The 17851-nt window shown below is 67.4% G+C and carries 15 protein-coding genes and 3 pseudogenes; 7 read left to right on the plus strand and 11 right to left on the minus strand.

The window, feature by feature from the left end:
- Window positions 1–48 precede the first annotated feature (48 nt).
- From BTO20_RS22925 to BTO20_RS22935, 4 genes and pseudogenes are all read left to right on the plus strand, one after another.
- Window positions 49–2244: a glycoside hydrolase family 3 protein gene (locus tag BTO20_RS22925; RefSeq protein ID WP_087078408.1), complete on the plus strand. Its 2196-nt coding sequence runs from the start codon at window positions 49–51 to the stop codon at window positions 2242–2244.
- A 153-nt stretch (window positions 2245–2397) separates the two neighbouring features.
- A pseudogene (locus tag BTO20_RS22930) lies at window positions 2398–3354 on the plus strand (phosphotransferase); the annotation flags it as partial.
- Window positions 3352–3723, plus strand: a pseudogene (locus BTO20_RS40685) (TetR/AcrR family transcriptional regulator); the annotation flags it as partial. The pseudogenes BTO20_RS22930 and BTO20_RS40685, both read left to right, overlap by 3 nt.
- 83 nt (window positions 3724–3806) lie before the next feature.
- Entirely contained in the window at window positions 3807–5291 is a 1485-nt protein-coding gene (locus tag BTO20_RS22935) for an aldehyde dehydrogenase family protein (protein ID WP_087082521.1), read from the plus strand.
- A gap of 87 nt (window positions 5292–5378) precedes the next feature.
- On the opposite strand, the gene rlmN is transcribed toward BTO20_RS22935, so the two are convergent.
- The gene (gene rlmN, locus BTO20_RS22940; RefSeq protein WP_087078410.1) at window positions 5379–6476 is read right to left on the minus strand and encodes a 23S rRNA (adenine(2503)-C(2))-methyltransferase RlmN; all 1098 of its coding nucleotides are present in this window, start codon (window positions 6474–6476) and stop codon (window positions 5379–5381) included.
- Window positions 6477–6554: 78 nt separating this feature from the next.
- On the opposite strand from rlmN, the pseudogene BTO20_RS22945 reads away from it, so the two are divergent.
- Window positions 6555–7433 (plus strand): annotated as a pseudogene (locus BTO20_RS22945) (DMT family transporter); the annotation flags it as partial.
- Here the strand turns inward: BTO20_RS22945 and BTO20_RS40690 are convergent.
- From BTO20_RS40690 to BTO20_RS22965, 4 genes are all read right to left on the minus strand, one after another.
- Window positions 7431–8321, minus strand: coding sequence for a phosphatidate cytidylyltransferase (locus tag BTO20_RS40690; RefSeq protein ID WP_087078411.1), 891 nt, complete (start codon window positions 8319–8321; stop codon window positions 7431–7433). The pseudogene BTO20_RS22945 and the gene BTO20_RS40690 overlap by 3 nt on opposite strands.
- Entirely contained in the window at window positions 8321–8878 is a 558-nt protein-coding gene (frr, locus tag BTO20_RS22955; protein ID WP_083162347.1) for a ribosome recycling factor, read from the minus strand. Before frr ends, BTO20_RS40690 begins: the two co-directional genes overlap by 1 nt.
- Window positions 8879–8907: 29 nt before the next feature.
- Entirely contained in the window at window positions 8908–9657 is a 750-nt protein-coding gene (gene pyrH / locus BTO20_RS22960; RefSeq protein ID WP_087078412.1) for a UMP kinase, read from the minus strand.
- Window positions 9658–9817: 160 nt separating this feature from the next.
- On the minus strand, window positions 9818–10507 hold the full coding sequence (locus BTO20_RS22965) for a class I SAM-dependent methyltransferase (RefSeq protein WP_087078413.1): 690 nt from the start codon (window positions 10505–10507) through the stop codon (window positions 9818–9820).
- A 45-nt stretch (window positions 10508–10552) separates the two neighbouring features.
- Between BTO20_RS22965 and BTO20_RS22970 the strand changes: the two genes are divergently transcribed.
- Window positions 10553–10972 carry a MarR family winged helix-turn-helix transcriptional regulator gene (locus BTO20_RS22970; RefSeq protein ID WP_198344028.1) on the plus strand — a complete coding sequence of 140 codons (420 nt, stop codon included), beginning with the start codon at window positions 10553–10555 and terminating at the stop codon, window positions 10970–10972.
- Window positions 10973–10991: 19 nt separating this feature from the next.
- Entirely contained in the window at window positions 10992–12119 is a 1128-nt protein-coding gene (locus BTO20_RS22975) for a glycerate kinase (RefSeq protein ID WP_087078414.1), read from the plus strand.
- Between the two features lie 33 nt (window positions 12120–12152).
- Here the strand turns inward: BTO20_RS22975 and BTO20_RS22980 are convergent, their stop codons facing one another.
- The 6 genes from BTO20_RS22980 to rpsB form a co-directional block, all read right to left on the minus strand.
- The gene (locus tag BTO20_RS22980) at window positions 12153–12614 is read right to left on the minus strand and encodes a DUF350 domain-containing protein (RefSeq protein WP_087078415.1); all 462 of its coding nucleotides are present in this window, start codon (window positions 12612–12614) and stop codon (window positions 12153–12155) included.
- A gap of 20 nt (window positions 12615–12634) precedes the next feature.
- Window positions 12635–13798, minus strand: coding sequence for a glutathionylspermidine synthase family protein (locus BTO20_RS22985; protein WP_087078416.1), 1164 nt, complete (start codon window positions 13796–13798; stop codon window positions 12635–12637).
- Window positions 13798–14322, minus strand: a complete 525-nt coding sequence (locus tag BTO20_RS22990; RefSeq protein ID WP_087082525.1) for a hypothetical protein — start codon at window positions 14320–14322, stop codon at window positions 13798–13800. The genes BTO20_RS22985 and BTO20_RS22990 overlap by 1 nt, the downstream gene beginning before the upstream one ends.
- Window positions 14323–14521: 199 nt before the next feature.
- A complete protein-coding gene (locus BTO20_RS22995) occupies window positions 14522–15967 on the minus strand; it encodes an amidase (protein ID WP_087078417.1) in 1446 nt (481 codons plus the stop codon).
- Window positions 15968–16016: 49 nt separating this feature from the next.
- Window positions 16017–16832, minus strand: a complete 816-nt coding sequence (tsf, locus tag BTO20_RS23000) for a translation elongation factor Ts (RefSeq protein WP_087078418.1) — start codon at window positions 16830–16832, stop codon at window positions 16017–16019.
- 29 nt (window positions 16833–16861) lie between these two features.
- Window positions 16862–17695: a 30S ribosomal protein S2 gene (gene rpsB, locus BTO20_RS23005; RefSeq protein ID WP_083162313.1), complete on the minus strand. Its 834-nt coding sequence runs from the start codon at window positions 17693–17695 to the stop codon at window positions 16862–16864.
- Window positions 17696–17851 lie beyond the last annotated feature (156 nt).

A 17851-nucleotide genomic window follows, 5' to 3' on the forward strand; every position in this document is an offset into this window, starting at 1 on the left:
TCACGGCGACGCGTCCTGGCCCATCGGCACATTCGATACCGTGGGCCCATGGCCGACATCTCCGCGTGGGCGTTACAGCAGCGGGCCGCGCTGGGTAGTGGCGCGAGTTTCTGGACCACCAAGGCCGTCGACGGCATCCCGTCGATCGTGCTGACCGACGGGCCGCACGGCGTGCGCAAGCAATCCGGCAGTGCCACAGATCATCTCGGCCTCGGCGCCAGTGAACCTGCCACCTGTTTCCCGCCCGCGGTCGGGCTGGCCCAGACCTGGGACCCCGCTTTGGTGCAGCGTGTCGGCGCCGCGCTGGGAGACGAATCCCGCTCTCTGGGAGTGCAGGTGCTGCTCGGCCCGGGCGTCAACATCAAGCGGGATCCGCGCTGTGGGCGCAATTTCGAGTACTACTCGGAGGATCCGCTGCTGGCCGGCACGCTCGGCGCGGCCTGGGTGCGTGGCGTCCAGAGCCGGGGCGTGGGCGCCTCGGTGAAGCACTTCGCGGTCAACAACGCCGAATACGACCGGATGCGGGCCAGCTCCGACGTCGACGACCGGACACTGCGCGAGATCTACTTACGCGCGTTCGAGCAGGTGGTCCGCGAGGCGCAGCCGTGGACGGTGATGTGTTCGTACAACCGCATCAACGGGATCTACGCCACCGAGAACGCCTGGCTGCTCACTGATGTGCTGCGTGACGAATGGGGCTTCGACGGACTGGTGGTCAGCGACTGGGGTGCGGTGCGCGACCGGGTCGCCGCCGTGGCGGCCGGGCTGGACCTGGAGATGCCGAGCACCGGCGGGGTCAGCGACGCCGACGTCGTCGCGGCGGTGCAGACCGGCGCACTCGACGACGCCGTCGTGACCCTTGCGGCGCAGCGCGTGGCACAGCTGGTGCAGCGCACCACCGAAAATCCCTCCGAGAGTGCTCCTTTCGATGTAGATGCGCACCACCGCCTGGCGCGCGAGGCTGCTGCCGCGGCCGTGGTGCTGCTCAAGAACGACGGCGATCTGCTGCCCCTGGCCCCATCCCGGCTGGCTGTGATCGGGCGGTTCGCGCAGACGCCGCGGTATCAGGGCGGCGGCAGCTCACACGTGAACCCGACGCGGTTGGACATCCCGCTCGACGAGATCCGCCGGCTCGCCGGTCCGCACGAGGTGACCTTCGTCCCCGGAGGCTCCCACCCCGATGCCGTGGCCGACGCGGTTGCGGCGGCCCAATCCGCCGATACCGCAGTGCTGTTCCTCGGGCTCACCGCGGAGGAGGAATCCGAGGGCTTCGACCGTGAGCACATCGACCTTCCGGATGATCAGCTCAGATTGTTGCGCGAGATCGTCGCGGTACAGCCACGCACCGTGGTGATCCTTGCCCACGGTGGCGTGGTGCGCCTCGATGCCGTCGCCGAGCTCGCCCCGGCGATCCTCGACGGCGCACTGCTGGGGCAGGCCGGTGGCGGCGGCATCGCCGATGTGCTGTTCGGCGTGGTCAACCCGTCGGGTCGGCTGGCCGAGACGGTGCCGCTGCGGCTGCAGGACACCCCCGCCTTCCTGAATTTCCCGTCCGAGAGTGGCCGTACGGTCTATGGCGAACGAATCTTTGTCGGCTACCGCTGGTATGACGCGCGTGGCCTGGATGTCGCGTTTCCGTTCGGTCACGGATTGTCCTACACGCGGTTCGACTATTCGGAGCTGCAGGTCGACGACGATCTCGCGGGGCTGCGCGTGAGTGTGGCCAACATCGGCGACCGGGTGGGCCGCGAAGTCGTCCAGGCCTACGCCGCGCTCCCGGCGTCCGATGTGAGCCGACCGCCTCGGTGGCTGATCGGATTCGCCGCAGTGACCTTGGCTCCAGGCGACCGCCGGGTAGTCGAAATACCGGTCCGGCGAATCGATCTCGCGTACTGGAAGGACCGCTGGGTGGTGGAGGGCGGCGACTACCGGGTGTCGGTCGGCTCCTCGAGCCGGGACCTGCGGTTGGAGGCCACGGTCCACGTCGAAGGCGACGCGGTGACGAGGCCGTTCACCGGAGAGTCGACGTTGGGTGAGCTGTTGGCCGATCCGGTCGCGGCCCCGATGGTGATGGCGGCCGTCGCCGAGGTCATGCCGGCAGCCGGAAGCACGCCTGGGCTCGGGGTGGATCTGCTCCGGATGGCCGCATCCATCCCGATCGAGCGCATGGTCGGGTTCTCGGGCGGCACGGTCAGCCGAGCCCAACTCGACGAACTGCTGGCCGCGATCAACTCTCAGGGGTGAAACCCGTTCGGGCACATCGACGATGCGTGCGCGCACAGCTCCAGCCATCGAGTGGCGAAGCCGGCACCCGAGCTGAACCCGTCCAGCGGACCTGCCATCGCCGCACTTTCCGAAACCCATTTACAACTTGACCAATATTTGTAAACTTGGCGAATGCTCACCCACGTCCGTCGCCTCGCCCCCGCCGTCGGCCTGGCGACCCATCTCGGGCATGGGATGCAACGTGTCGCGACCGACGGGACCATCGGGCACATCCGCGCGCTGCCCCGCCGGATCGCCGATCTCGACCCGGCATACCTGTCGCGCCTGCTCGGCCGTACCGTCACCTCGGTCGCGATGCTCGGGGGCGATGCGGGCACGTCGTCACGCGCGCGACTGGCGCTCGTTGGCGACGACGTTCCCGAGTCGGTGTTCGTCAAGATGCCCGCCGAGACCGCGGCGATCCGGTTGATGGGTGAGCTCGGCAGGCTCGCGCACACCGAGGTGCGGTTCTACGACGAGCTGTCAGCCGGCGTGGCCGGGACCCCGCAATGTCACGGGTCTGGGTTCGACCCGTTGACGGGCCGGTTCGTGCTGGTACTCGAGGATCTCGCGGCGGGTCCGTGCGAGTTTCCCGACACCCTGCATCCGCTCGACAAGGACCAGGCCGGGCTGGTCGTGGAGCTGCTGGCCCGGCTGCACGCGACGTTCTGGGGCCGGTTGCCGGCGTGGGCATACTCGGCCTCCGGCGACCACACGTCCCTGCTCACCGGCCCGCTGCTCAAGCTCTCCAGCCGCAAGCTCGCCGAACGCGCGGATATCGACGTGGCATGCGGCCGGTTCATCGACGAGCACTACCGGGCCGCCGCCCGGTTGCTCGACCGGCCACCGCACACGGTCACGCACGGCGACGCACACCCGGGCAACGTCTACTTCCGTGACGGCGCGGCGGGCCTGCTGGACTGGCAGGCGCTGCGTCGCGGCCATCCGGGCCGTGAACTCGCCTACACCCTCATCACCAGCATGGCCACCGGCGACCGACAGGCCGCGGAACACGACCTGCTCGAGCGGTACCGCCACGCCCTGGCCGCGGAGGGCGGGCCGGATCTGGATGCCGACGAGCTGTGGCAATTGCTCGACGCCTTCGGCCAATTCGAACGCGAGATGTTCGACTCCGGCATCGGCCGCGCGACAGTCGGGCTGCGCGGAACCGAAAAGCTGGATGCTGCTTTGCGATTCATCGTCTCCTACCAGCAGTCCTATTCGGGAGTGCGGTTGGTGGACATCGAACCCGAGGTCGTCATCGCGCAACTCGCGCACATCATCCCGGTGATGCGGGCCCGCCTGCAGCGGCTGTTGTCCGGCCCGAACGCCGCGGTGAAGGCGGCGACCGCGATCCGGGTGGCGGTCTCGCACTACATCGTGCGCAGTGACGACGGCGATCAGTTCCTCGCGCAACTGCGGCACGCGGTCGGGATCAAACAGCCCGACGGGAGCTAGCGCCCCTTCCCATCTGAGCGACTGCTCAACGAGTTTCGCTCCAGGGGATGACACTCGCCACAATTTTTGTAAAGCTGTTCGGCATGACCCAGGTGCACGACGCCACCGGTGTGCTGGCCGGCGACGAACGCATGCTCATCGACGGCGAGCTCCAATACACCGGCAGCGGCGCGACATTCGATGTGATCCATCCGGCGACAGAGCAGGTTGCGGGCCAGGCCACCGACGGCAGTGTGGCCGACATGCAACGTGCCGTCGGCGCCGCGCGCAGAGCCTTCGACGAGACCGACTGGAGCCGCGACGTCGAGTTCCGCCACCACTGTCTGATGCAGTTGCACGACGCGCTGGAGGCCGAGAAGGAGCGGCTGCGCCGGATCTTGGTGACCGAGGTCGGCTGTCCCGTCACCGTGACCGGCTCCCAGATCGAGGAACCGCTCGGCGAGGTCAAACACTGGGCCGAGCACGGTAAGGAGTTCTCCTACGTCGTCGACACCGGTGTGCACGCCACTCAGCTGGGCCCGGCGCGCCGCAAGATCGCCTACGAGCCGGTCGGCGTCGTCGGCGCCATCACCCCGTGGAACGTGCCGTTCTACCTCAACATCGCCGAGACCGTGCCCGCGCTGATGGCGGGCAACACCGTCGTCCTCAAACCCGCACAGCTGACCCCGTGGTCGGGCACCGAGTTGGGCCGCATCGTGGCCGAGCACACCGACATTCCCCCCGGCGTGTTCAACGTCGTGGTATCGAACGCCAACGAGGTGGGCGCCGCACTGTCCGCCGACCCGCGCGTCGACATGATCACGTTCACCGGCTCGACGGCCACCGGGCGCGCCATCCTGGTTGCCGGGGCCGCGACGGTGAAGAAGACGCTGCTGGAGTTGGGCGGCAAGTCGGCTCATATCGTGCTCGACGACGCCGATTTCGGCTCCGCGCTGCCCATCGCGGCGATGATGGCGTGCGTGATGAGCGGGCAGTCGTGCATCCTGCCCAGCCGGATCCTGTTGCCGCGCAGCCGTTATGACGAGGGCATCGCGATCCTGCAGGGTGCGATGGAGAACTTCCCGGTCGGTGATCCGTGGACGCCGGGCATCATGCAGGGCCCACAGATCAGTGCTCCCCAGCGCGAGAAGGTGCTCGGGTTGATCTCTTCGGGCATCGCCTCCGGCGCCCGGTTGGTCACCGGCGGCGGCATTCCGGAGGACCTGCCCACCGGCTACTACGTCGCCCCCACCTTGCTGGCCGATGTGGACCCCGACGCCCGCGTCGCCCAGGAGGAGATCTTCGGCCCGGTGCTGACGGTCACGCCGTATGACTCCGACGACGAAGCGGTCGCGATCGCCAACAACTCGATCTACGGCCTCTCCGGCGAGGTGTCCTCCACCGACCTCGACCGTGCGTTCGCCGTCGCGCGTCGCATCCGCACCGGCAACGTCACCATCAACGCCCGCAGCCATTTCGGCATCAACAGCCCGTTCGGGGGCACCAAGCAGAGCGGGCTGGGCCGGCGTAACGGCGAGGAGGGCTTCAAGGAGTATTTCGAGTCGAAGACCATCGGAATGCCCGCGTGAGCGAACCACCCCTGACCGCCGAGACTACGGTTTTTGACGCGAAAACACCGAAATCCCGGCATAAACCGTAGTTTCGGCGCGAAAAGATCAGCCCTCGGCCGCCAACTGCCCACAGGCAGCCGCGATCTCCCGGCCGCGGGTGTCGCGCACCGTGCACGAAACACCCTTGGCCTGAACGCGTTTGACGAATTCCCGCTCGACCGGCTTGGGACTGGCGTCCCACTTGCTGCCGGGAGTGGGATTGAGCGGGATGAGGTTCACGTGCACCAGCGGACCGAGCTTGCTGTGCAGCTTCTTGCCCAAAAGATCTGCGCGCCAAGGCTGGTCGTTGATATCGCGGATCAGCGCGTACTCGACGGACACCCGCCGACCGGTGACGTCGGCGTAATAGCGTGCGGCGTCGAGGACCTCGTCGACCTTCCACCGGTTGTTCACCGGGACCAGGGTGTCGCGCAGTTCGTCATCCGGAGTGTGCAGGGACAGCGCCAGCGTGACGCCGAGGCGCTCGTCGGCCAGCTTGCGGATCGCGGGCGCGAGCCCCACGGTCGACACGGTCACCGACCGGGCACTGATGCCGAAACCGTTCGGTGGCGGCGCGATGATGCGCCGGACCGCGGCCAGGACCCGGTTGTAGTTGGCCAGCGGCTCCCCCATGCCCATGAACACGATGTTGGACAGGCGGCCATCATGTTCGTCACGCATGGCCGACGACGCGGCGCGCACCTGTTCGAGGATCTCGGCGGTCGACAGGTTGCGCTTGAGGCCACCCTGGCCGGTCGCGCAGAACGGGCAGGCCATCCCGCACCCGGCCTGTGACGAGATACACACGGTGTTGCGCTGCGGGTACCGCATCAGCACCGACTCGAACGTCGTCCCGTCGCCCGCGCGCCACAGCGTCTTACGGGTCTCACCGGCATCGCACTGGATCTGCTTCACCGGGTCGATGAGTGTCGGGAACAGCGCCTCGGCGACCTGATCGCGCACGGCGGCAGGCAGGTCGGTCATCTTCTGCGGGTCGGCGATGAGCCGGCCGTAATACTGGTTGGCCAGCTGTTTTGCCCGGAATTTCGGCAGTCCCAGCTCGGCGACGGCGGTGGCGCGGCCCTCTTCGTCGAGGTCGGCGAGATGCCGCGGCGGCATGGCGCGTCGCGGTGCGTCGAAGACAAGCGGTAGGGATCCGGTCATGATTCTTTGTCAGTATCTCATCCCAACATGGCCGAAATTGATTGGACGAGCACCGCAGTGCGTCAGCACCATGGCGGTATGGCCACTGCGAGCGCGACCAGCCCGATGCCACTGCGCTCCGCGTCAATCCTGACTTTTCTGTATGCGCTCGGCTATCCGATTGGGGCGCTGGCGGTTTCGTCCATGTCACCGATGGGTGTGCTGGTGTTCCGGTTCGCGCTGGCCACAGTCCTGCTGACGTCGTGGGCGCTGGTCGCACGTGTGAAATGGCCCACAGGCTCCACCCTGATCCATGTGCTCGTCACCGGGTTGCTCACCCAGGCCCTCCAGTTCATCTGCCTCTACCTGGCCTTGCTGCACGGAGCCCCCGCCGTACTCGGGGCGGTCATCATTTCGATGAACCCGGTGGCCACTGCCCTCCTCGCCGCCGCGTTCCTCGGCGAGCGTCTCACCGCGATGCGGGTCGTGGCGCTCATCCTGGGCGTGATCGCCGTTCTCGCCGCCTGTGCGAAACGGTTGCTGGCCGTCGGCGGCGTCGACACCGTCATCGTGCTGCTCGTGATCGCTCTGCTGGCATTGGCCTCCGGCGGGGTGTATCAGCAGCGGTTCTGTCGCGATGTCGACTTCCGCGCCACCGCTGCGCTGCAGAACGCGGTCGCGCTGATCCCGGTGGCCGTGCTGGCCCCGTTGATGCCATGGTCGGTGCACCACGTTGCGCTGGCGGTCGTGGCGGTCGGCGCCGTGGTGCTGTTCAACGCCACGCTGTGCATGACGCTCTACGTGCGTGCCGTCAACCGCTACGGCGCCGCGGCGGTGGCGATGCTGTTCGCCGTCATTCCCGCTGTGGCGGGACTGTTGTCGTGGTTGATGCTGGGGCAGCGGCCCGATATCGGGGTCGCCGTCGGATTGGTGGTCGGCGCGCTCGCCTGTTGGCTGAATTCGCGGGCCGGTACGTCAGGCCAGCAGCGTGAGGACGATCCAGGTGGCGACGGCCGACGGCAGGACCGAGTCGATGCGGTCCATCAGACCGCCGTGGCCGGGCAGCAGGGTGCCCATGTCCTTGATCCCGAGGTCGCGTTTGACCTGGGATTCCACCAGGTCGCCGAGCGTGCCGGTGATGACGAGCATGATGCCGAGCGGCACGCCCACCCATGCCGGTTTGTCGAGTAAGAACCGCACGGCCAGCACCGAGACGACGATGCCGAGCACGAGCGATCCGGCCAGCCCCTCCCAGGATTTCTTCGGGCTGATCGCCGGAACCATCGGGTGCTTACCGAACAGCACCCCCGCGGTGTAGCCGCCGACGTCGGAGGCCACCACGCCCAGCATCAGGCAGAACACCCGGCCCGCGCCGTCGGGCGGGTAGATCAGCAGCACGCCGAACGCGCCGAACAGCGGCATCCAGGCGGCAAGGAAGATCGTCACCGAGACGTCGCGGGTGTAGTTGGCCGGTGCTGCCGACAGGCCGCCGGACAGCAGCCGCCAGATCAGGCACAGCACCACCGTGCCGCCGAAGCCACCGAGAGCGCCTGCCGCGCCGAACGGCCAGGTCAGCCAGACCATGGCCTGCCCGCCGATCAGCAGCGGCACGACGGGTACCGAGTAGCCGCCTTCGCGCAGTCGCCGGACCACCTCGTGGGTGGCCACCGCCATCGCCGCGGCGACGACGCCGACCCAGACCTTGGGGGCGAACAGCAGAATGGCGATGACGGAACCGCCGAGACCGACGCCGACGGCGATCGCTGCCGGCAAGTTACGCCCGGCGCGCCCCGTCCTTTTCACGGCCTCGTTCGTCGGCTCTGAAGCCGGTGTGTTTGCCACGGAACCCGCCTGCTGATCGGTCACTAGACCTCCAGCAGTTCGCCTTCTTTGTGCTTGACCAGGTCGTCGATCTGGGCGGTGTAGGTGTGGGTGGACTTGTCGAGATCCTTCTCGGCGCGTCCTACCTCGTCCTCGCCGGCCTCGCCGTCCTTCTTGATGCGGCTGAGCTCTTCCATCGCCTTGCGGCGGATGTTGCGCACCGACACCTTGGCGTCCTCGCCCTTGCTCTTGGCCTGTTTGACCAGGTCGCGGCGACGCTCCTCGGTGAGCTGGGGAATGGAGATACGAATGACGCTGCCGTCGTTGCTGGGGTTGACGCCCAGGTCGGAGTTGCGGATCGCGTCCTCGATCGGCTTGAGCTGCGAGGCCTCATACGGCTTGATGACCACCAGGCGAGCCTCGGGCACGTTGATGCTCGACAGCTGGGTGATCGGTGTCATCGAGCCGTAGTAGTCGATGTTGATCCGGGAGAACATGCCAGGGTTGGCGCGCCCGGTACGGATCGACGCGAGATCGTCGCGCGCGACCGTCACGGCCTTTTCCATCTTCTCTTCGGCGTCGAAGAGAGTCTCGTCGATCACTTTGGGTTCTCCCGTCGCTGTCGCACCTGTCAGGTGGTGACCAGTGTTCCGATCTTCTCACCCGCCACCGCACGAGCGATATTGCCGTCGGTGAGGAGGTTGAACACGAGAATCGGCATGCGGTTGTCCATGCACAAGCTGAATGCTGTCGCATCGGCCACTTTGAGTCCGCGGTCGATGACCTCACGGTGGCTGATCGCGGTGATGAGCTCGGCGTCCGGGTTGATGCGCGGATCGTCGGTGTACACACCATCGACCGCCTTGGCCATCAGCACCACCTCGGCGCCGATCTCCAGCGCGCGCTGGGCAGCGGTGGTGTCGGTGGAGAAGTACGGCAGACCCATGCCGGCGCCGAAGATGACCACGCGGCCCTTCTCCAGGTGTCGCACGGCCCGCAGCGGGATGTACGGTTCGGCGACCTGGCCCATCGTGATGGCCGTCTGCACGCGGGTGTCGATGCCTTCCTTCTCCAGGAAGTCCTGCAGGGCAAGGCTGTTCATCACGGTGCCGAGCATGCCCATATAGTCCGAACGGGTGCGCTCCATGCCGCGCTGTTGCAGCTGGGCGCCACGGAAGAAGTTGCCCCCGCCGATGACGACCGCGACCTGGGCGCCGGCGCGGACGATCTCGGCGATCTGGCGGGCCACCTGGTGCACGACGTCGGGGTCGAGGCCGACCTGGCCACCACCGAACATCTCACCGCCGAGCTTCAGCAGAACCCGCGTGTAGAGGGGGCGAATAGGTGCTGCGGCCTGGCCGGCGACATTCGGATCCGCCATCGGTTTCCTCGGCACTCCTCGCATTAGAGAGCCATCCGGGGATACCCCAGGACGGCAAACCCATCCTGCCTTATCGAGGGCTGCGAGCGAAGTCCGGGTCAGAACCTGGGGCGAGCGAAGCGACGGGGCAAGCTGTCCGGGTGTCGCCGGCCGGGTGATGTCAGCCCAGGTGCGCCTGCAGCAGCCAGGCGGCCACCGACTTGCGGTCGCCGCCTTCGTCGCGGATGTCGGTGCCCGCGAAATCGGCGAAGTTGGCGAATGCGGCAGGCACGTTGGCGTGGATCCGGGCCGGGCGGACGTCGTCGATCACCCAGTACTTGCCGACGATCTCCCGTAGCTCATCCTCGGTGACCGGATGGGCCGGGCCGGTGTCACCCATGGTCGACTTGTCGAATACCAGCACGAAGTACGACGCACCGGGCGCGGCGGCCCGCACGATCGACTGCTGGTAACCCTCGCGCAGCTCGACGGGCATCGAGTGGAACAGCGTGCTGTCGACGATGGTCCCGAAGCGGCCGTCGTAGCCGGTGAACGAGCTGATGTCGGCGACGTCGAAGCTCGCGTTGGTCAGCCCGCGCTTGGCGGCTTCGGCGCGGGCCAATTCGATGGCCGTCGGTGACTGGTCGAGCCCCACCGTGGTGAAGCCCTGCTCGGCGAGGTACAGCGCGGTGGCCGCCTCGCCGCACCCGGCGTCGAGCACGTCGCCGTGGAACTTGCCCTCGGCGATCAGCGCCGCGATCTCGGGTTGCGGCTCACCGATGCTCCACGGAGGGCGGACGCCCGCGAATTCGGGGGCCTGGCCGCGGTAGGCGGATTCGAATACTTCTTGGGCTTCTTGTGATGAGGTCATAGGTCCGGTATATCAATCTGGTTGATATGTGTCAATATCATTGACATGGGTGACATCCTCGCCGACCAGCCGCTCGGATTCTTGATCTACCGCGTGACCGCGGTGCTGCAGCCGATCGTGGCCGCGCGGCTGCAGCCGCTGGGACTGACCCTGCCCGAATTCGTCTGCCTTCGAGTGCTCTCCACCGCCCCCGGGCAGTCCAACGCGGAGCTGGCCCGGCACATCAACGTCTCGCCGCAGGCCATGAACAACGTGCTGCGCGGGCTTCAGGAACGCGGCGTGGTGCGGCGGCCGGCCAGTGTGGCTTCCGGCCGCGCCCTGCCTGCCGAGCTGACGCCCGACGGCGCCGCCCTGCTCAAACAAGCCGAGGCCGTCGTCCACACCGCCGACGTGGCGGCGCTGGCCAACCTCAGCGCCGACGAACTACACGAACTCAAGCACCTACTCGCGCGCGCCGTCGACTGATGCTGACTATCCTCACGCAATGAAAATCGTCCTCGCCCCGGACTCCTTCAAAGAGTCGATGACCGCGTCTGAGGCCGTCGCCGCGATGCGCGACGGCGTGCTGTCGGTATTGCCGGACGCCGAATGCGTCGGCGTGCCGATGGCCGACGGTGGCGAGGGCACCGCCGACGCCGTCGTCGACGCCCTCGGCGGTGAGCGCATCCGGGTGGAGGTCTGCGACGCACTGGGCCGCCCCGCACTCGCGCACTACGGCTTCATTCCCGACAGTGGCCTGGCGGTGGTGGAGATGGCCGCCGCGTCGGGACTGGAACTCATCGCTCCGGCCGATCGGGATGTGTTGCGGGCCAGCACCTTCGGCGTCGGACAACTCATCACCTCGGCACTCGACCACGGCGCCACCGATCTGCTGATCGGCCTCGGCGGCTCTGCGACCAACGATGGCGGCACCGGGATGCTCACGGCGCTGGGCGCGATGTTCTACGACGCCGACGACGCCCCGCTGCCGCCCGGTGGTGCTGCCCTGGCCCGGCTGCAGCGCATCGAGCTCTCCGGCCTCGACCCTCGACTGGCCGAGGTCCGGATCAGGATCGCCTCCGACGTCACCGCTCCCCTGCTCGGCGAGGGCGGTGCCAGCGCGGTTTTCGGGCCGCAGAAGGGCGCCACCGGGGCCGATGTCGACGCACTGGAGACCGGATTGAGCCGTCTGGTGGCAGTGACCGAGTCGACGCTGGGCGTGGCCCATCCCGAACGGGCCGGCGCCGGCGCGGCCGGCGGGCTGGGCTTTGGACTGATGGATTTTCTCGGCGCCGAATGCCATCCGGGAGTCGAGATGATCGCCGAGACCGTGCGGTTGGAGCAGGCGTTGACCGGCGCGGACTGGGTGTTCACCGGTGAGGGCAGCGTCGACGCCCAGACCATGCTGGGCAAGACACCGTTCGGGGTGGCGCGCGCCGCCGCGCGAGCCGGCGCCAAGGTGGTCATCTTCGCGGGGCGGGTAGCGCCAGACGCCGACGTGCTCCTCGCCAACGGTGTGGACCGACTCGTCGGGATCACCGCTGCGGCAACGCCTATCGAACAGGCGCTGCGTGAAGGCGCACAATCGCTCACCCGAGCGACGGCCGCCGTCTGCCGGGACATCGCCGGCTGATTCCCCGGGCGCGCCCCCTCTCGCGAGGAAACGTCAGAGGATCGCGGCGGCGACGATCAGGCCGAACGCCAGGTACGAGGCCGTCACCACCAACACCTCGGGAGTGAACTTCTCCTCGGCCAACACCCGGCCGATGTCGACGCCCTTGGCGAATTCGATGAGTCGCACCGAGACCGCTTGTGCGGCAATGCCCAGCAGGCCGAACACCAGCGTGGTGATGAGGCCCTGGACCAGATCACCCGAGGAGCTGTAGATCGCCAGCACGACGATGAGCGCCATCGAGATGACCCCGGACGCGGTGATCGCCGCCGCGTTGGGACGACCCGCCTGCACCAGGGCGCGCAGCGGACCCGGTGTGGTCCAGTCGATCACGAAGAAGCCGAGCACCATCAGCGCGATCCCCACGATGGTGTAGAGCACGATCGCGGCCGCGCCGTGGCCGACGACCGACCAGTAGTCACGGCTGAGCGCGACGACGGACACGTCAGGGGTCATGAAGAGTTTTCCTTCCGGAGTCACTGCGGAATTCGGTGTGGCACAAAGGCGGCGCCGTCATCGGTGACCAGCCCGGAGGTCTCGCGGATACCCAGCCCGGCAGACTCGTCGCCGACGATCCAGGCGCCCAGCGCGGGGCGCATGTCGTCGAACTGCGGCAGCGGGTCCAGCAGTTGGTAGACGTAGCCCTCTTCGCCGTAGACGCCGCCGGTCTCGGTTTCGTAGCCGGCGCCCACGATGTTGATGTTGGCGCCCTCCCTGCCGAGCTTGGGTTTGCGCACGTACTCGGTCAGCTCATGCGGGTCATCGATGTAGGCGGGCAACAGGTTCGGGTGGCCGGGGAACATCTCCCACAACACGGCCAGGATCGCCTTGTTGCTCAGCAGCGTCTTCCACAGCGGTTCCACCCACATCGTGGATGGCAGCAGGTCGACGGCCTTCTGCCCGAAATCGTCGTCGAGCAGCCATTCCCAGGGATATAGCTTGAAGATCGACGACATCGGGGCTTCCTCAAGGTCGACGAACCGGTGCAGGTCCTCGTCGTAGCCGATCTCCTCGATCGCCAGGCCGACGGTGTTCATCCCCGCCTCGGCAGCGCACTCCTGGATGTAGGCCAGCGTGACGTTGTCCTCTCCTGACGCATCCGCCGACGACCAGGTGAAGTGCGTCTCGCTGCCGGGCAACACGTCCCGGATCTTGCCCCAGCGCTCAACCAGCTTCTCGTGCAACGAGTTCCACTGATCGTCGGCCGGAAAGACGTCGGTCTTCCAGTACCACTGCAGGATCGAGGCCTCCAGCAGCGTGGTCGGCGTATCGGCGTTGTACTCCAACAGAACCGGAGGCCGACGCCCGTCGTATCGCAGGTCGAAGCGTCCGTATAAGTGCGGATCGCTTCGGCGCCAAGACTTTTCGACGTGCTCCCAGCTCCACTCCGGCAGCCCGAAGTCGCGGTACCGCTCCATCAGCACCACCTGCTCGACGGCCTGCAGGCACATCGAATGGAGCACCTCGACGCTGGCCTCCAGCGACAGCACCTCGTCCATGTCGAACACGTAGTGCACCGACTCGTCCCAGTACGGGCGGGCAGCGCCGGACCCGTCGCGCGCCGGGGTGCCGAAACACATTCCCTGAGCGGCGACAATGTCTTCCCACCCCGGCCGCGGGGCGTGCCTTTCCCTGCGCATCAGCTACCCGAACTTCCGCCGCTCTTGGAACCGAACCCGCCGCGGCTCACCGACGATCCGGACTTCGTGATCGATGTCCCGGATTTGGTCTTCGCCGTTGTGCCCTTGGGGATTTCGATGGTGCCGCCGCGGGCGATGGTGCCGATGCCGCCGCTGGAGCCACCGTAGTAGTAGCGGTACGGCGACCCGGCGTAGATGAATGTGCTGTGCGAGCCGGCGTAACCGCGGCTGCAGTACTCGTCGGGCACCACTTCGTTGGTCCCGTCCTTGACGCAGGAGGCGGCGACCTCGTCGTCCTGGTGCAGCAGGTGGTATCCGAGCGCGACGGCGCCGACGACACCGACGACCGCCACCGAACCGATCAGCACCTTGCGGCCGGTGGCCTTGCGCTGCTCGCGTTTCTCCTCTTGCAGCGCCGCCCACTGTTCGGCGGCCTCGCGGGCCTTGCGCGCCTTGTCGCGCTGGCGGGCCTCGGCGACGGTGGGGGGCCGCGGCGTGGTGACGCCCGGCTCCTGCCAGCGGATCGAGCCCTGTCCGGGTGCGGGCCGGTACTCCTCGCCCGGTGGGACGACACGGCCCGGCTGATAGTCCTCGCCCGGCTGGAACTGCTCACCCGGCTCGTTATCCGGACCCGGCCCCATGCACATCCCCCCGTTTCGGCAATACTCGCCGGTCATCATAACTGCGCTTTGGCTAATTCACAGGCAACAATTCAGCGGCCGGCTACGGCGCTTTTCGGGTACCTTTTCGGCGCCGCGGAGCGGGGTCTTGAATGCGCCGCCACGGCCGGGCTTCTTCGAGTTCGTAGGCCAGCTCCAGCAGGCGCGCTTCGCGGCCGAGGGTCGCCGAGAACATCATGCCGACCGGCATCCCGTCGGCGGTCTGGGCCAACGGCAGCGAGATGGCCGGGTCACCGGTGGCGTTCTGCAAAGGCGTGAAAGCCACCCAGTCGATGAGCCGGTCGATGATCTGGTGATAGTCGGCCGTCGGGTCGAGACGGCCGATCGGCAGCGTGGTCTCGGCCAGCGTCGGCATGAGGACCACGTCGTAGCTGTTCGACAGCCGTTCGGTGATCCGGCGGGAGCGCACCAATCGGGTGATGGCCACCGGCAGCTTGTACAGATGGCCGCCGGCCAGATGTTCGAGCCCGAGGGTCAGATGGTCCAGCCGGTCGCGGTCGAAGCTCGGCCCGAAGCTCCGTTTCCCGCCGCGCACCAGGGCATAGGCCAAAAACGCCCAGTACAGCAGGAAGTCGTCCTTGAACTGGGCCGGCACGGGATTGCCGATGGGAGTGACCCGGTGGCCGAGTTCTTCGAGCAGCGCCGCTGTCTTGAGGGTGTATTCGCACATCTCCGGGCTGGCGTCGCGGACGATGGACTGCGTGCAGACCGCGATGCGCAGCCGTTGCTTGCCGGGACGGCTGACATCGCCGATCGGCGGCAGCTTGGGGTTGCGGTACACCCGCTCCATCTCCCGGTAGAACGCCGCGGTGTCACGCACCGAGCGGGTTTCGACACCGTCGGAAACGATCCGCAGCGGCATGTGGCGGAATTCGGCGTCCTGGGGCAACCGGCCGCGGGACGGTTTGAGTCCCACCAAACCGTTGCAGGCGGCCGGGATCCGGATCGAGCCGCCGCCGTCGTTGGCGTGCGCGATGGGCACCACCCCGGCCGCGACGAAGGCCGCCGAACCCGATGAGGACGCACCGGCGGTGTAGTCGGGATTCCATGGGTTGCGTACCGGTCCGAGCCGCGGGTGCTCGGCCGACGCGCTGAAGCCGAACTCGGACAACTGCGTCTTGCCCAGCGGCACAAGGCCTGTGGCGAGGTAGGCCCGCGCAAAGTCGCCGTTGGCGCGCTGCGGTCGCGGCTCCCACGCGTCGGTGCCCTGCATGGTGGGCATGCCCTCGACGGCGACGTTGTCCTTGATGAAGCTCGGTACGCCATCGAAATAGCCGCCATAGCGGCTCGGAGCGGCCACCCGGGCACGGGCGCGATCGAACGCTTCGAACGCCAGCCCGTTCAGGGTCGGGTTGACGGCCTCGGTGCGGGCGATGGCAGCCTCGACGAGTTCGGCGGCCGAGACCCGGCCGGCCCGCAGTTCTTCGACGAGTCCAACCGCGTCGTGCTCACCGAGGGCGTCGTCGCCAAAGGCGCTGAAACGACTCATGGGCCGACGGTACCAAGTGGTACCGCCGGCCCATGAGAGCGACTAGTTGCTAGGCCTGGCCGACCTCGAAGCGGGCGAACCGGGTCACGGTCACACCGGCCTCGTCGAGCAGGGCCTTGACGGTCTTCTTGCTGTCCGACACCGACGGCTGATCGAGCAGCACGGCGTCCTTGTAGAAGCCCGTGACACGACCCTCGACGATCTTGGGCAGCGCCTGCTCGGGCTTGCCCTCGTTGCGGGCAGTCTCCTCGGCGATGCGGCGCTCGTTGGCCACCAGGTCCTCCGGCACGTCCTCACGGGTGAGGTACTTGGCCTTCAGCGCGGCGATCTGCAGCGCCACGGCGTGCGCAGCCTCTTCCGAAGCGCCCGTGTACTCGACCAGCACACCGACGGCCGGCGGCAGGTCCGCCGCACGCTTGTGCAGGTAGGTCTCCACGGTGCCGTCGAAGTAGGCGACCCGACGCAGCTCGAGCTTCTCGCCGATCTTCGCCGACAGGTCAGCGATGGCCTGCTCGACGGTCGTGTCGCCGGCCTTGGCGGCCTTGAGCGCCTCGACGTCGGTGGCCTTCGACGCCGCGGCAGCCGCGACGACGAGATCGGCCAGCGCCTGGAATTCGGCGTTCTTGGCGACGAAGTCGGTCTCCGAGTTGAGCTCGATCAGGGCGCCGTCCTTGGCGGCGACCAGGCCCTCGGCGGTGGCGCGCTCAGCGCGCTTGCCGACGTCCTTGGCCCCCTTGATACGCAGCAGTTCGACAGCCTTGTCGAAATCGCCTTCGGCCTCGACCAGCGCGTTCTTGGAGTCGAGCATGCCGGCACCGGTCAGCTCCCGAAGCCGCTTGACGTCGGCGGCGGTGTAGTTAGCCATGTAGGCAGTCCTCCTTGGACTGAAGAAAATCAGGAAGCGTCAGTGGATGATTCAGATGCGGGAGCACCTTCGGCACCGCCCTCGGCGGGGGCCGCGGTCGCCCCGGCGAGCAGTTCCTGCTCCCACTCGGCGAGCGGCTCGGCACCTTCGGCGTCCTGCTTGGCCCCACCCTGGCCGGCGCGGGCCTGCAGGCCCTCGGCAACCGCGGAGGCGATCACCTTGGTCAGCAGAGCTGCCGAGCGGATCGCGTCGTCGTTGCCCGGGATCGGGTAGTTGACCTGGTCGGGGTCGCAGTTGGTGTCGAGGATCGCGATGACCGGGATGCCCAGCTTGATGGCCTCGTTGACCGCCAGGTGCTCCTTGTTGGTGTCGACGACCCAGATGGCCGATGGCACCTTCTGCATGTCGCGAATACCGCCGAGGCTGCGCTCAAGCTTGTTCTTCTCACGCGTGAGCATGAGGATTTCCTTCTTGGTGCGACCCTCGAAGCCACCGGTCTGCTCCATGGCCTCGAGCTCCTTGAGGCGCTGCAGGCGCTTGTGCACGGTGGAGAAGTTGGTGAGCATGCCGCCCAGCCAGCGCTGGTTCACGTACGGCATGCCGACGCGGGTGGCCTCATCGGCGATGGACTCCTGCGCCTGCTTCTTGGTGCCGACGAACAGGACGCTGCCACCGTGGGCAACGGTTTCCTTGACGAACTCGTACGCCTTGTCGATGTAGGTCAGCGTCTGCTGCAGGTCGATGATGTAGATGCCGTTGCGGTCGGTGAAGATGAACCGCTTCATCTTGGGGTTCCAGCGTCGGGTCTGATGCCCGAAGTGTGCGCCGCTGTCGAGCAGCTGCTTCATGGTTACAACAGCCATAGTGAGCCGATGTCCTTTTATTGTCGGTTGTCGCCCGGTATCGGTGATGCCAGGCCCTGGTGTCCACTGGTTGCCGGACCCGCCCTGGAATCCCAGGTCAGGACCGCCGGCATCCGGTTACGACCCCCGCTGGGGCGGTCGTGGCGCGAACACGCG

This window comes from Mycobacterium dioxanotrophicus (genome assembly GCF_002157835.1).
GTDB classification, from domain to species: Bacteria; Actinomycetota; Actinomycetes; order Mycobacteriales; family Mycobacteriaceae; genus Mycobacterium; species Mycobacterium dioxanotrophicus.